General features: G+C 53.8%; 14 protein-coding genes. 6 read left to right on the forward strand and 8 right to left on the reverse strand.

What is annotated here, in order from left to right:
* Positions 1-262: 262 nt before the first annotated feature.
* The 4 genes from NHM04_RS06610 to NHM04_RS06625 all read right to left on the reverse strand — a co-directional run bounded on the left by NHM04_RS06610 (position 263) and on the right by NHM04_RS06625 (position 4,686).
* Positions 263-1,462: a CaiB/BaiF CoA-transferase family protein gene (locus NHM04_RS06610; protein WP_254266199.1), complete on the reverse strand. Its 1,200-nt coding sequence runs from the start codon at positions 1,460-1,462 to the stop codon at positions 263-265.
* Between the two features lie 7 nt (positions 1,463-1,469).
* Positions 1,470-2,456, reverse strand: coding sequence for an NAD(P)H-quinone oxidoreductase (locus NHM04_RS06615; RefSeq protein ID WP_254266200.1), 987 nt, complete (start codon positions 2,454-2,456; stop codon positions 1,470-1,472).
* Positions 2,456-3,097 carry a pyridoxamine 5'-phosphate oxidase gene (gene pdxH, locus NHM04_RS06620; protein WP_254266201.1) on the reverse strand — a complete coding sequence of 214 codons (642 nt, stop codon included), beginning with the start codon at positions 3,095-3,097 and terminating at the stop codon, positions 2,456-2,458. Before pdxH ends, NHM04_RS06615 begins: the two co-directional genes overlap by 1 nt.
* A gap of 140 nt (positions 3,098-3,237) precedes the next feature.
* Positions 3,238-4,686 carry a catalase gene (locus tag NHM04_RS06625; protein WP_254266202.1) on the reverse strand — a complete coding sequence of 483 codons (1,449 nt, stop codon included), beginning with the start codon at positions 4,684-4,686 and terminating at the stop codon, positions 3,238-3,240.
* A gap of 270 nt (positions 4,687-4,956) precedes the next feature.
* Here NHM04_RS06625 and mobA point away from each other — a divergent pair, with 270 nt between their 5' ends.
* From mobA to NHM04_RS06645, 4 genes are all read left to right on the forward strand, one after another.
* Positions 4,957-5,583 carry a molybdenum cofactor guanylyltransferase MobA gene (gene mobA, locus NHM04_RS06630; protein WP_254266203.1) on the forward strand — a complete coding sequence of 209 codons (627 nt, stop codon included), beginning with the start codon at positions 4,957-4,959 and terminating at the stop codon, positions 5,581-5,583.
* 187 nt (positions 5,584-5,770) lie between these two features.
* On the forward strand, positions 5,771-7,255 hold the full coding sequence (locus NHM04_RS06635; protein WP_254266204.1) for a SulP family inorganic anion transporter: 1,485 nt from the start codon (positions 5,771-5,773) through the stop codon (positions 7,253-7,255).
* Between the two features lie 12 nt (positions 7,256-7,267).
* Positions 7,268-8,122 (forward strand): universal stress protein, encoded by an 855-nt coding sequence (locus NHM04_RS06640; RefSeq protein ID WP_254266205.1) that lies wholly within the window; start codon positions 7,268-7,270, stop codon positions 8,120-8,122.
* Between the two features lie 12 nt (positions 8,123-8,134).
* Positions 8,135-8,509 carry a VanZ family protein gene (locus tag NHM04_RS06645; RefSeq protein WP_254266206.1) on the forward strand — a complete coding sequence of 125 codons (375 nt, stop codon included), beginning with the start codon at positions 8,135-8,137 and terminating at the stop codon, positions 8,507-8,509.
* 55 nt (positions 8,510-8,564) lie between these two features.
* Here the strand turns inward: NHM04_RS06645 and NHM04_RS06650 are convergent, their stop codons facing one another.
* Entirely contained in the window at positions 8,565-9,113 is a 549-nt protein-coding gene (locus NHM04_RS06650) for a carboxymuconolactone decarboxylase family protein (RefSeq protein WP_254266207.1), read from the reverse strand.
* 130 nt (positions 9,114-9,243) lie between these two features.
* Here NHM04_RS06650 and NHM04_RS06655 point away from each other — a divergent pair, with 130 nt between their 5' ends.
* Positions 9,244-9,846 carry a TetR/AcrR family transcriptional regulator gene (locus tag NHM04_RS06655; protein ID WP_254266208.1) on the forward strand — a complete coding sequence of 201 codons (603 nt, stop codon included), beginning with the start codon at positions 9,244-9,246 and terminating at the stop codon, positions 9,844-9,846.
* A gap of 81 nt (positions 9,847-9,927) precedes the next feature.
* Here the strand turns inward: NHM04_RS06655 and dbpA are convergent, their stop codons facing one another.
* The 3 genes from dbpA to NHM04_RS06670 all read right to left on the reverse strand — a co-directional run bounded on the left by dbpA (position 9,928) and on the right by NHM04_RS06670 (position 13,029).
* Positions 9,928-11,319: an ATP-dependent RNA helicase DbpA gene (gene dbpA, locus NHM04_RS06660; RefSeq protein ID WP_254266209.1), complete on the reverse strand. Its 1,392-nt coding sequence runs from the start codon at positions 11,317-11,319 to the stop codon at positions 9,928-9,930.
* A gap of 127 nt (positions 11,320-11,446) precedes the next feature.
* Entirely contained in the window at positions 11,447-12,265 is an 819-nt protein-coding gene (locus NHM04_RS06665) for an SDR family oxidoreductase (RefSeq protein WP_254266210.1), read from the reverse strand.
* The gene (locus tag NHM04_RS06670; protein WP_254266211.1) at positions 12,262-13,029 is read right to left on the reverse strand and encodes an enoyl-CoA hydratase; all 768 of its coding nucleotides are present in this window, start codon (positions 13,027-13,029) and stop codon (positions 12,262-12,264) included. The genes NHM04_RS06665 and NHM04_RS06670 overlap by 4 nt, the downstream gene beginning before the upstream one ends.
* 211 nt (positions 13,030-13,240) lie before the next feature.
* Between NHM04_RS06670 and NHM04_RS06675 the strand changes: the two genes are divergently transcribed.
* Positions 13,241-14,356, forward strand: coding sequence for a DUF481 domain-containing protein (locus NHM04_RS06675; RefSeq protein WP_254266212.1), 1,116 nt, complete (start codon positions 13,241-13,243; stop codon positions 14,354-14,356).
* The last annotated feature ends 25 nt before the right edge of the window (positions 14,357-14,381 follow it).

A 14,381-nucleotide genomic window follows, 5' to 3' on the forward strand; every position in this document is an offset into this window, starting at 1 on the left:
ATCTGATATTTATTTTCACAAACCAGCAAATTACAGGTTATTATTTTTACTCCGTTGTGGACAACGTTGTCAAGATGTGATCAACATCAAATTTAAAAAATAACTTGCGCGCACTGATCTGCAGCACCGAACGTAATCGGTGCCCTAAAAGGTGTCGCAAAAAAGTTTATCTATCCGCACCAACGTGGGAGTATCGTTTGACGGGCAGTAGGGCCGCCTCTGACGCCCCACCTAGTTTCAAGTAAGGAAAAGATGGCTAGGTTTAAATAACGCCACGAGCCTTTAAGTCGGTTAAAGCTGCAATCGATAAACCAAGGCGCTCGTGCAGTACACTATCCGTATACGCCCCCACAGTGCCGCCGGGCCACTCGGTACCACCCGGGGTAGTTTGTAACTTGGGCACCATGGCGGGAATTTCCAGCTTGCGACCGTCAATTTCCACCTGCTCGAACATACCGCGGGCCCGGTAATGAGAATCGCTAAACATATCGGCTACGCTGTAAATCGGGCCCGATGGAACGCGGGCATTTTCCAGCACCTGCAACACCTGCTGGCAATCTCTCGTCCGACACCAGTCCGCCAACACTTTGTCGATTTCGTTTTCACACTCCACCCGCCCGGCGTTATCACTCATACGCGGATCACGCGCCAAATCCTCGCGCCCTACGGCGGACATTAAACGCCGAAAAATAGAGTCGCCATTGCCGCCAATCACAACATATTTCCCGTCTTGGCAGCGATAGGTATTGGTGGGTACGATTCCGGTAACCGTTGTGCCCGATGGCTCGCGCACAATGCCCGCACCGGAATACTCGGGCACCACAGCCTCCATTAAATTAAACATGGATTCATACAAAGCCACGTCCACTATCTGCCCCGCCGCCTGACTGCGCTCGCGACCGAGCAGCGCCATCACCACACCAAAGGCGGCGTGCAAACCCGCAATGGAATCACCAATACTTAGATTGGGCCGCACGGGCGCCTCGCCCGGGTGACCATTTACATAGCGAAAACCACTAAAGCCTTCACACACAGAGGCAAAGCCGGGCTTGTTGCTGTAGGGGCCATCTTGACCGTAACCGGAAATGCGCGCGTAGATTAGACTGGGGTTGTCCGCTTTGATCGCATCCGGCCCCAACCCCCAAGACTCCATCACCCCGGGGCGAAAGTTTTCAATTAACACATCGGCATCGCGGCACAATTGCTTTGCCAGGTCAGCGCCTTCCGGCTGCTTTAAATCAAGAGTGACACTTTTTTTATTCCGCCCGATGGAACGCCACCAAAAAGAGGTGCCGTTTTCCACCGCGCGCCAGCCGCGAATCGGGTCGCCTTTACCGGGTGGCTCAATCTTAATCACCTCAGCACCGAAGTAAGCCAACAGGCTTCCTGCAAAAGGGCCTGCAATCAATTGGCCAAATTCAATCACCCGAATGCCTTGTAAAGGTTTGCGCTTTTCTTCCATAGTGTTTTTATTCTGTGGTTAAAATAATTTTGCCAATATGGCGATTGGATTCCATTAAAGCATGAGCTTCGCTGGCTCTTTCCAGGGGAAAGCTGGCGGCAATCACGGGCGCTATTTGTTTCGCGCTTAGCAATGGCCAAACTTTTTTCAATAACTGCTGTGCAATTTCTTTTTTACGCTCCGGATTTTGGGCGCGTAGCGTTGATCCGGTTAAGGTCAATCGTTTGAGCATAACCGGCATAAAATCCAGCTCGACTTTACTGCCCTGTAAATAGGCAATATTGATAATACGGCCATCGGGCTTTGCCGCTTTAATATTGCGAGCTAGATATTCACCACCCACCATATCCAAAATCACATCGGCGCCGCCGAACTCGCGCACAACGCTGACAAAGTCTTCGTCCCTGTAATGGATCGCGCGTTCAGCCCCCAGGGTAATCGCCGCTGCGCACTTTTCTTTACTCCCTGCGCTGGCCAACACCTGCGCACCAAAAGCTTTGCCAAGCTGAATGGCCGTGGTACCTATGCCGCTGGCAGCGCCATGCACCAATAGTGTTTCGCCCGGTTTTAGTTGGCCGCGCTCGAACACATTGTGCCAAACGGTAAAAAAGGTTTCCGGTAGCGCCGCCGCCTGTACAAGGGAGAGCCCTTCGGGCACAGGTAAAACCTGCCCCACCTTGGCGGTGCAATACTCGGCATAGCCGCCACCATTAACTAAGGCGCAGACGTTTTGGCCAATGCTAAAACCACTGGCGTTTTCGCCCAGGGCAACAATCTCACCGGCCACCTCCAGGCCCAAACGTTCGCAGGCATCGGGCGGTGGTGGGTACAAGCCCTGGCGCTGCAACACATCGGGGCGGTTGACACCACAGGCGGCGACGCGAATTAAAACTTCATCCGCAAAGGGGCGGGGGGTGGGCAAACTGTGCAGGACCAAACCGCTCGCCTCGCGACTCTCGTGAACAATTGCGCGCATTTGCTCGGCAACAGCCATTAGGGCCCCACCCGGTCAATAAGCCATTGATTGTTCTCATAGCGGTAGCGAAAACAGTCGTGCAACCGGTGCGCACCGCCCTGCCAAAACTCTACCTCGGTGGGCACTAGGCGATAGCCCCCCCAGTGCGCCGGGGTGGGAATATCGGCGTCGGCGTAGCGCTTATCAAGCTCACGGAAATTGGTCTCCAGCTGCTCGCGCGAGGCAATCACATCACTCTGGGGCGACGCCCAGGCTGCCAGTTGGCTGGTACGCGGCCGCGAAGAAAAATAGGCCTCGGAAACTGTGCGCTCAAGCTTTTCCACCAGACCACACACTTTTACCTGGCGATCAAACATATGCCAGGGAAACAACACACTGGCTTTAGGATTGCCGGCCAGATCTCGGCCTTTGCGGCTGTTGTAATTGGTGAAAAACACAAAACCGCGCTCGTCCAGCTGCTTTAACAACACAATTCGCTGAGACGGCTGGCCACCGGGGGACGCCGTTGCCAATACCATAGCGGTCGGATCACTCACTCCGCCGGCTTCGGCCTGCTCAAACCAGCGCTCAAACTGGGTATAGGGAGACTCGGCCAAATCGGCGCGGCGCAAACCACCTTGGGTGTATTCGCGCCTTTTGGTTTCATACATATTGCTCATAAAACACCTCACTTTGCTGAGATGTATTATACGCGCCGTAACAAATAAAGTTGTTCAACCAACTCGTCGCGGCCCTCAGAATACAGGCGACATAAAAAAGGCGCCCGTGGGCGCCGAAGTTGGGGGTTAGAAATGTTGGCTTAGGCGATAGCGGCTTGCACCCGCTGACCGTAATCGGCATCGCACTGGCTAATCAGTGCCACCATACGCTCTTGCACCGAGCTGTCTGCCTGACGCAAACCACCGGCAATGTTGTTCACCAATTGGCTTTTCTGGTCTTCACTCATCAAGCGGTACAAGTCACCTGCCTGCGAGTAGTAGTCGGCGTCCGACTGGTCGTAACGCTTAGCCGCTGACCCTGCCAATGTCAGTGGTGGCTCGGGTGTGTGATTGCTCACATCCGGCGCACCTTGGGCGGCGCGGTCGTTGGGGTAAAAGTTTGCCCCGCTGCTCTGCACGCTCGATCCGCCATTCATCGGGCAACCAGCCATGGCGCCATCACGCTGGTAGTGATTCACCGGACAGCGCGGACGGTTAACCGGCAACTGGTTGTGGTTTACTCCCACCCGATAGCGATGTGCATCCTGATAGGCGAGCAATCGGGCCTGCAGCATTTTATCCGGCGAGGCGCCCACACCTGGCACCAGGTTACTGGGTGCAAAGGCGGCCTGTTCGGTTTCGGCAAAATAGTTATCAACGTTACGGTTCAGCTCCAACTGGCCAATTTCCATTAACGGAAAGTCTGCATGGGGCCAGATTTTGGTCAAATCGAACGGGTTAATGTGATAACTCTGCGCCTGCGCCTCGGTCATAATTTGCACTTTCACCGCCCAACTGGGGAAGTCGCCTTTGTCGATAGATTCCACCAAATCCTGTTGTGCGCCAAACGCAGGTAAGCCCTCGGTTTCTTTTTCCGTCAGGGTTTTAATGCCCTGGTTGGATTTAAAGTGCCATTTCACCCAGTAGCGTTCGCCCTTGTCGTTCCAGAAGCTCAAGGTGTGCGAGCTAAAACCATGCATGTGCCGGTAGCTGGCGGGGATACCCCGGTCGCTCATCAAAATAGTCATCTGGTGCAGCGATTGCGGGTGATTGGCCCAAAATTCAAAAATCGCCTGAGGGTCCGGCAAATTGGTGCGTGGATTCTTTTTTTGCGAGTGAATAAAGTCCGGAAACTTGATCGGGTCATTCAAGAAAAAGACCGGAGTGTTGTTACCCACCACATCAAAGTTGCCCTGCTGGGTGTAAAACTTCACCGCAAAACCGCGCGGGTCGCGAGCGTAATCGCTGGAATCCTGACCACCACCCACTGTAGAAAAGCGCACAAACACCTCGGTTTGCTCACCCACTTTTTGCAGAAAGTTTGCGATAGTGTAATCACCCATGGCTTTACTCAAGGTAAAGGTGCCATAGGCACCAGAGCCACGGGCGTGCACGACACGCTCGGGAATACGCTCGCGATTAAAATGGGCCAGCTTTTCAAACAGGTAATGATTGTCGAAGGTTAAGGGACCTCGCTCACCGGCACTGATGCTGTTGTTGTCATCAATGACCGGGGCGCCGGCCGAACTGGTTAAGGTAGTTTTGCTCATCTGCGAATTCCTTCTTTCTCTGCCTGACTGATTACCAAAAAATTTAACTTTTTGATCACAGGGAAAATATTAATAGACTAGACAAATTAATAAAAATTAATAAATAAAATGATCCTAATAGCAATGACCAAAGAAGTCCCTGTCTATGAGCTATGTTATTGTCATTACTCAGATGGCATTTTGATCTAACGCAAGGGCGATGCATTAAGGGTACAATCGTCACATAAAAGCCCCTATAATTGGCGCAATTATCTACACTCGTGAGGCCCCATGACATTATCCGCAAGACCCACAGGCGTACTACTCGCCGGAGGCCTGGCCCGCCGCATGGGCGGCGGCGATAAATGTCTGCTGCCGCTGAGAGGCAAAACCCTACTCAGTCGAAGTGTCGAACGGGCTCAGGAGCAAGTAGCTCCGCTGCTGTTAAGTGCCAACGGTAATGCGCTGCGGTTTGCCCGGACCAAACTTACGGTGGTACCGGACGTATTCGCCGATTTTCCCGGCCCCATGGCGGGTATTCACGCCGCCATGGATTGGATGTGTCGCGAACAGCCAGGCACTGAGTGGCTGGCAAGCTTTGCCTGCGACACGCCCTTTTTCCCCAAAGATATGTGCGCACAGCTGCAACAAGCCGCCGAGCCAGACAGCAAAGTTATTGTCGCCGCCTCCAATGGTCGCCTGCAGCCGGTGTTTGCGTTGTGGCACAAAAGCTTGCTGAGCGATCTCGCCGCCACCTTGCAAAGTGGCGAAATACCCTGGCTGCAACATTGGATTGCCGAGCGCCCCCATACCCAAGTGGACTTTGCCTGCGAGCCCTTCGATCCTTTCACGAATATCAATACGCCACAGGATCTATACTCTGCTGAGGATCTACTGGCCGCACACCAGGCACTTTGAGTAACTGGCAATTTTTGGCCATTCTGATAGACTCTGCGCCCTTTTGAGACGATCTTTCAGCAAAATGAGCTTTTCACGCAACACTAGTCCACCATAGGGCGCCCCCTGCCTCACCTCTATACAGGCCTGAAATATTTTTCGGGCAGACTTCTGCTATCTGTTCAATTCTTTAAAACGGACGTTTTATATGCTTGATACTCTTCGCCAGAACTGGCTGAGCAATGTGCGTGGCGACCTGCTCTCGGGCACCGTGGTTGCACTCGCCCTAATCCCAGAGGCCATAGCCTTTTCCATTATCGCCGGAGTGGATCCAAAGGTCGGCCTCTACGCCTCCTTCTGTATCGCGTTCATCAGTGCCTTCGCAGGTGGCCGCCCGGCCATGATTTCCGCCGCCACCGGCGCCATGGCTTTGGTGATGGTAGATTTGGTCAAAGACCACGGCTTGGAATATTTGCTCGCGGCAACGCTGCTAACCGGTGTACTGCAAATTATTGCGGGGGCGCTCAAGCTCGGTAACTTGATGCGTTTTGTCTCACGCTCTGTGGTGACAGGGTTTGTAAACGCTCTGGCAATACTGATCTTTCTCGCGCAATTGCCCGAGATTACTGGCGCCAACTTTACCCTGCCGGTTTACGCGCTGCTGATTGCCGGTTTGGGAATTATCTACCTGCTACCCTATGTTACCCGCGCGATACCCTCACCCTTGGTGTGTATTGTCGCGCTCACCGCGGTTGCCATTTATTTCGGTATTGATGTGCGCACCGTGGGCGATATGGGGGAGCTGCCCGACAGCCTGCCGGTGTTTTTGATACCGGATGTTCCGCTCAATTTAGAAACCTTAAAAATTATCTTTCCCTTCTCTCTTACCCTGGCGGTAGTGGGCTTGCTGGAATCGATGATGACCGCCACGATTGTCGATGACCTGACCGACACCGAGAGCAATAAAAGCCGTGAGTGTGTGGGCCAGGGTCTGTCGAACATTGGCGCCGGCTTTCTCGGCGGCATGGCCGGTTGCGCCATGATTGGGCAGTCGGTTATCAACGTAAAATCCGGTGGCCGCACGCGGTTATCGACATTAGTCGCGGGCGTGTTTTTGCTGATACTGGTGGTCTTTTTAGGCGATTGGGTGGGCCGCATCCCCATGGCCGCTTTGGTGGCGGTGATGATTATGGTCTCTATCGGCACCTTTAGCTGGGCCTCAATTGCGGCGCTTAAAACCAATCCCAAAAGCTCCTCGGTGGTCATGATTGCCACGGTTGCCGTAGTGGTTGCCACTCATAACCTCGCCTTGGGCGTGCTCTTGGGTGTACTGCTAAGCGCCCTATTCTTTGCTCATAAGGTGGGGCAAATTTTGTATGTGGGCTCTGAGCTAAGCGACGATCGCAGCCATCGCACTTACACGGTTGTGGGCCAGGTCTTTTTTACCTCGGCCGAACAGTTTATCGGCGGTTTTGACTTCAAAGAGGCGGTAGATCGTGTCACCATCGATTTATCCCGCGCGCACTTTTGGGACATTACCGCCATCAGCTCACTGGACAAGGTGGTCATTAAATTGCGCCGCGAAGGGGCCGAGGTAGACTTAATTGGTCTCAATCAGGCCAGCGCCACCCTGGTGGACAAATTTGCCGTACACAATAAGCCCGAAGAAGTTGAAAAGTTAATGGGGCATTAAAAGGACCATATTATGGCTAGCAATGTAATCGCCTGTATCGACGACTCCAATTACGCTCAAGCCGTTTGCGACGGTGCCGCTTGGGCCGCGCAAAAGCTGCAAGCGCCGCTGCACCTGTTGCACGTGCTGGATTATGTGCACGGCCTAGGAGAGCGCAACTTATCCGGCACCCTGGGCTTTGGCGCCCAAGAAACACTGCTGGAAGAGCTGGCCGAGCTGGACGAGAAACGCGGCAAGTTGGCCATGGAGCAAGGCAAGCAAATGCTTGCCGCTGCCCTTGAGCGAGTAAACCAGGCGGGCATCAGTGAGGCGCAAACACGCCAACGCCACGGCGAACTAACCGATACACTGGTGGATCTGGCCGATGAAACCCGCCTATTGGTGGTGGGCAAGCGCGGCGCCGAAAGCGCCAGTGCCCATGGGCATATCGGCAGCCATATCGAGAAAATCATCCGCACCATGCACAAGCCCATTTTGATTGTGCAGCAGGGCTTTAGCGCCCCCAAACAACTGATGATTGCCTACGACGGCAGCCCCACCATTCGCAAAGGCATCGAGATGATTGCCGCGAGCCCCCTACTTAAGGACAGCGTGTGTCACTTGGTTATGGTGGGCAAAGACACAGCGGACAATCGCGAGTCGTTAGCCTGGGCTAAAAACCAGCTGCAACAGTCGGGGATTGAGGCGGCCGAACATATTATTGCCGGCGACCCGGACTCGGCACTCGAAGAATTCCAACGTGAAAATGCTATCGATTTACTGGTGATGGGCGCCTACGGTCATTCACGCATTCGCCACTTTATTGTGGGTAGCACCACCACCGCCATGATTTGCCGCTGCAAAACGTCAATGCTGGTGCTGCGTTAAGGTGTTGCGTTAATGCGAGTTCTGTTTATCGGCCAATACCTGCTGCTGTTAGCGCTGTACCTGGTAATGGGTACCGCCAAACAACCCCAGCAGGTCGTGGGCGATTACAATGATGTACTGATGCACTTTGCCGGTTACGCCGTGGCGGGTGTATCGGTCAGTATCGCTTTTGCCCGGCAGGCAATCTGGCTGAGGTTTTTTCAGCTGTTTTGTTTTTCTACCCTGGTAGAAATTATTCAGTACACACTGCCCTGGCGCAGTTTTGAGCTCAAGGATATCGCTGCGAACTCGCTGGGCATTTTGGTGGGATTGGCGTGCTGGCAGGTGGTTTTATGGATCAGGACAAAAGCCCGCGTATCCACAGAGAACAACCGCGAACGGTCATAGACCATCCGCAGTTATTCGCTTATCCCTATAGGGAATCTCTCAAGAAACCAAACGTTTACTTGGGCGACCATTCGAACTTTTTGAACGGCTCGTCAATGGGTGTCTCGGCCAAGTGGTTGACGTAGTTACTCATCACTTTTTGCGAAACCACCAAAATCACTTCCAGTACCTGACGCTTGGTAAAACCCGCATCTAAAAAGGCACTGACTTTGGCGTCATCCACATTGCCTCGGTTGCGCACCACTTCCAGGGTGAACTCGCGCAGGGCTTCCAGCTTGGCGGGCAACTCGGTTTTATTACGCAAAGCTTCGGTAATAGATTCATCCACCTTCATTGAATGAGCGATGCCGGTATGTGCGGGCACACAATAGTGACATTCGTGCTCCACATTCACCGTTTGCCACACCACAGTTTTTTCCTCGTTGTCAAAGCTAGACTCCAGCACCAACCGGTGGAGTGCTTGGTAGCCTTCCAGCAGCCCCGGAGCCTCGGCCATCACCGCGTGCAAGTTGGGGATCATGCCGAAGCTTTTCTCCGATGCCTGCAATAGGCTTTTGGCTTCCTGCGGGGCAGAATCTTGAGTGTGTAAAGTAAAGTCAGTCATACCATCTCCTATCAATTTTCTGTGAATCTCAAAATATTTGAGCAATCATTCAATTTCGAGTTAAGCCTACCTGTATCTGAGTGATCATTCAAGATATAATTGAGCAATCGTTCAAATTATTGGAAATGTCATGCCCAGAAGCGCGCAATACGACCGAGAAACAGCCTTACAAGCAGCGGTAGATCTTTTCTGGCGGCGGGGCTTTTACGCCACCAGCCTGAAAGATATTGAAAAAGCGCTGGATATGCGCCCTGGCAGCCTGTACGCCGCGTTTGGCAATAAACAACAACTGTTTGATGCCGCTATCGATACCTACGCCGACCAAATGCGAGTTGACGTACAGCAGTTTATTCAGCGCGAAAACGGCGTTATCAACGGTGTAATGGCCTATTTACGCTGGCTTTTGCTCGGCGATGACCAATCTACTCTGGCAGAAGCTCCCGCCTGCCTAGTGGTGAAAACGCTGCTGGAATCCACCGACGACGCCGACCCGCTGCGCAGCAAAGCGCGTCACTTACTGCAGCAAGTGGAGCAGGGCTTTACGGCCGCTCTGGAGCAAGCTAAAAATGCCGGAGAACTAAAAGCGGATGTGGACTGCGCGCGGCTAGCGCGGCTATTGCAAACTCAGCTAATGGGCGCCCGATCTTTCGCTCAAAGCTCACCCGATGTAACACAGCTGGACAGTTTGCTGGATGATATTGAAATGATTTTCACACCCTATCGCCGTGGATAAACGATGGCTGCACCATTTATCCGCGGCGCCGCCGAAGCAAAAAACGGCGATAGGAAAGATAACTGACTGACTTAGCTGCCCTCAACTCACCACTCGCACCCGAAACTGCCGACCTTTCAACTTGCCGTTGCGAATTTTATCCAAAGCTTTTTTCATCTGCGCACGCTTAACTGCAACGAACGATGAGTTATCGGCAATATTAATTTTACCCACGGCACCGCCATCGATACCCTTGTCTCCGGTCAGGCAACCCAGAATATCGCCGGGGCGGACTTTCTGTTTTTTTCCGCCGTCTATTTGCAGTGTCACCATCGCCGGTTGCGGCGCCTGGGCATTGGCCACGTCTATTTTAGGTAATGGGGTGTTGGATACCTCAAGCCCCTGCTCTTCTTCCAACAATAATAGTTTGTAGTGCTCTTTATCGCTGTGCAGATTACAGGCAATACCTTTCGCACCCGCGCGCCCGGTACGCCCCACCCGATGCACGTGTACTTCGCTGTCACGAGCGAGCTGGTAGTTAATTACCATGTCCAAATTTTCGATGTCCAGACCGCGAGCGGCGACATCGGTAGCCACCAGCACCGTGGCACTTTTGTTGGCAAAGCGCACCAGGGTAATGTCGCGATCACGCTGCTCCAAGTCGCCATGCAATGCCAATGCACTGAACCCCTGAGCCGATAAAGCATCCGCTACTTGCTGGGTTTCACGCTTGGTATTGCAAAACACCACAGCGGATTCCGGCTGGTGCTGCAAGAGCAATAACTGTACGGCACGCAAACGCGACGACTCGTCCGTAACGGCATAAAAGCTCTGCTGAATGCTAGAGGTGTCGTGGCTGGACTCTACTTTCACCAACAGCGGCTCGCGCATAACCCGCTTAGCAATCTGTTCAATTTTGGGCGGATAAGTCGCACTGAACAGCAGCGTTTGACGCTTCACCGGTGCCGCTGCAATCACCGCATCCAGCGCTTCGGCAAAGCCCATTTCCAACATGCGATCCGCTTCGTCCAGCACCAACATCGATAGCTGACTTAAATCCAAATTGTTTTTGCGGATGTGCTCTTCCACCCGCCCCGGCGTGCCCACCACAATGTGCGCGCCATGCTCCAGCGAATTGATTTGCGGGCCGAAAGGCATTCCGCCGCAAACCGTCAGCACTTTAATATTGTGAATCGCCCGCGCTAGGCGACGAATTTCTTTGGCCACCTGATCGGCTAACTCGCGCGTGGGGCAAAGCACCAGCGCCTGCACGCAGAAACGTTTGACCTCAAGGGCATTAAGTACTCCCAAGCCAAACGCAGCGGTTTTACCCGAGCCGGTTTTGCCCTGGCCAATCACATCACGCCCGGCAATAATGGCCGGTAAACTCTCCGCCTGAATGGGCGTCATGGATGTATAGCCAAGGGATTTAAGATTTTGTTGCAATTCGGGTTGCAGGCTCAGGCGAGAAAACTGGGTTTGACTGTCAGACACGGGGGAGGAGTTATCCTGTCATTGAGGGTTTGAGAAATTATACCTGTGTAAGCTTAAGGACGATATGTAAATAAACAGCGGATGCCGGTGCATCCGCTTAGGCAAAGGCTAGCGAAAACCAACGGCTTTACTGTTGCTGCTGTTGCAGCATCTGAGCGATTCCTGTGCCGATACTTGCCGCACCACCCAGGCTCCAGCCACCGTCTACCGGGATCACCGCACCGGTAATAAAGCTTGCCAAATCGGAGCTTAAAAATACGCAGCAGTCGGCAACATCCCGCGCCCGGCCCATGCGTTTTAACGGTACGGTCTGGACAATTTTGTTGCGCATATCCTCGCCCGGCGCCAGGCGATCCATGCCCTCGGTGCCCTCAATCGGCCCGGGGATCACCGAATTCACCCGCACCCCTTCGCCGCCCCACTCAATGCTCAAGGTGCGGGTAATCATGTCCACCCCAGCCTTGGCGGCGCATACATGTACTTGCCCGGCCATCGCAAGCTGCGCTTGAGGCGCCGAAATATTAATTACCGAGGCCCCGGGCTTACGCAAATAAGGATAAATAGCGCTCATCACATGGAAGGTGCCCTTGAGGTCGATATCCACCACCGCACCAAAGCCATTGTCGGACAAGCCGCTGGCAAGTGCAGGAAAGTTGCCCGCCGCGCCGGAGACGACAATATCCAGAGCGCCCCACCGGGCGTGCAACTGGCTGACAGCTTCGCGCATTTCATCGCCTTTGCGCACATCAACGCTAAAGCCACAGGCGTCCTGCGCTCCCATTTCAGTCAAAGCCAGCACCGTGGTGTCGATTTTATCCTGCGAGCGACTGATCACACATACGCTGCAACCTAAGCCCGCAAAGCGCTCAGCAATACCGCGACAGATACCACTGGTACCGCCCACTACCAACACCGTTTTACCGGCAAAGTCTCCATTTAATTTCATGCGTTACCCTTATTCATTAGTTGGCTGATAACCTGCTTCGCTTCATCGCCACGCAAACACTCGGCAAATACCGCGAGCTCGCGTTCAATCACTCTATCCGTGGGCCAAGCTTCTACCTCGCCAAGTAAGGCTTTGGTGCGGGCCACCGCCTGCGGCGGTAATTTGCCCAGCTCGGCACACACCCAGTCCACCTCTTCGGCAAGCCGCTCCAGCGGATAGACTCCATTGACCAAACCCAAGCGCTCTGCCTCCAGAGCCTCAAGCTTATCGCCCAACAGTAAAAGCTCGCGAGCTTTAACATGCCCAATGCGCTTGGCCAGCAAGGTGCTGGCGCCAAACTCAGGGCACAATCCCAGACGGGTAAAAGGCAATTGAAAGTAAGAGTCTTCGCTGGCGTAGACCAAATCACAATGCAGCAGCAATGTGGTGCCGATACCCACGGCCAGGCCATTGACTTCGGCCACCAGCGGCTGCGGCAATTCTCGCACCGCTCGCATAAACTGCACCGCTGGATGACTCTCGTTCAGCTCGCCGGCACTCAAAAAATCGGCCAGGTCATTACCCGCGGTGAAACTATCGCCACTGCCGCACAGCCGCACCACGCGCACATCGCCTTGGCCTGCGGCCCAGCGCAATGCATCGGTCAGGCTCTGGTACATTGCCAAAGACAAGGCGTTTTTTTGCGCCTCACGGTTTAACGTTAGACGCAGCTGACCGCGAGAAAAGTCTGCGCCAATTTGGGAACAAAGTGTTGGCAAGCTCAAGGGATGTCTCCTGACAAGTTGATAAATGCAACAGCTACGGTTTCTGCCCAAGCAGTGTAGACACTTTTTTGTGACACTGTCTGCCCCTGTTAGCCCACGGGTTACGCCTGAGACAACAGATGTCTTATAATAATCGCTCCTTTGTCACGCCAATTCATCCTCTGTGACAGGCATCAAAAATTCTGGACACGTTTTTTCAAGGACTCTTACTGTGAAAAGCTTAATCCGCCGACCCTACTCGCTTCGGGCTTACTCGCTAACACTTGCCTGCGCGGCAATCCCCGCGACCATTTCCACAACCGTCGCCGCAGCTGAAGACATCGACGCGCCCACTGTCGCCACCGTCGAGATAGACGCGCCCTGGGACTGGGTTAAGCTCACCTCCGGTGAGTGGCTCAAGGGCGAAGTTACCGCTCTGGAGCAAGACTCGCTGGAGTTTGACAGTGACGAGCTGGGAGACCAGTCCATTGACTGGGAATCGGTTGCGGCGATCCACACCCATAAGTCTGTGAATGTGCTGTTCACCAACCAGCAACTTTATACCGGCAAGCTCGAGACGGTGGACGGCAAGCTGTACATCGACGGCCAGGGGCCTTTTGAAATTCTCGATGTGATGCGCATCGCCAGCACCAGCAGGCGTGAAATCGACCGCTGGAGCGGTAAGGTCGGTGCCGGGGTTAACTACCGCACCGGTAATGTGGATCAGGAAGACTTCAATGCCAATGTCAGTCTATTGCGCCGCACCGCCCGCTCCAGTGTGCGCCTAAGCTATATTGCCGATGTGTTTTACGATGAAGGCGAAGAGACCAGTAACGAGCACCGGGCCACGGGCAGCTGGTATATTCGTCGTTCCGAGCGCTGGTTCTGGCAGCCTGTGCAATTTGAATTTTACAGCGCGCCCCTGCAGAACATCTCCAGCCAGTGGACCGCGGGTATGGGTGCCGGTGTGTACTTAATTGATAATGACCAGACCAGCTGGACCACATCGGCAGGCCCGGGTTATATGTACACCAAATACAAAGAAGTCCCCGAAGGGCAAGACGAAACGGTCGATTCCGGGGCTTTTTATCTCAACACCCAATACGATCAGGAGCTGACGGACTATATGGACGTAAGCGCCACCTACCAGCTGACGGCCACTAACAACGAGTCGGGCAAGTACAAACACCATGGTGTGGTCAGCTTGTATATCGACCTGACCGACAAGCTTGATTTAAGCATGAGCGCCTACTGGGATCGAATTAAATACCCCCAGGCGGATGCCGACGGGGTTATTCCCGAACAAGATGACTTCCGCTATACCGTGGGTGTCAGCTACGAGTTTTAACTCCCCTTTCTACCCGGGGTCATCG

The sequence above is a fragment of the Gilvimarinus sp. DA14 genome (genome assembly GCF_024204685.1).
Taxonomy (GTDB): Bacteria; Pseudomonadota; Gammaproteobacteria; order Pseudomonadales; family Cellvibrionaceae; genus Gilvimarinus.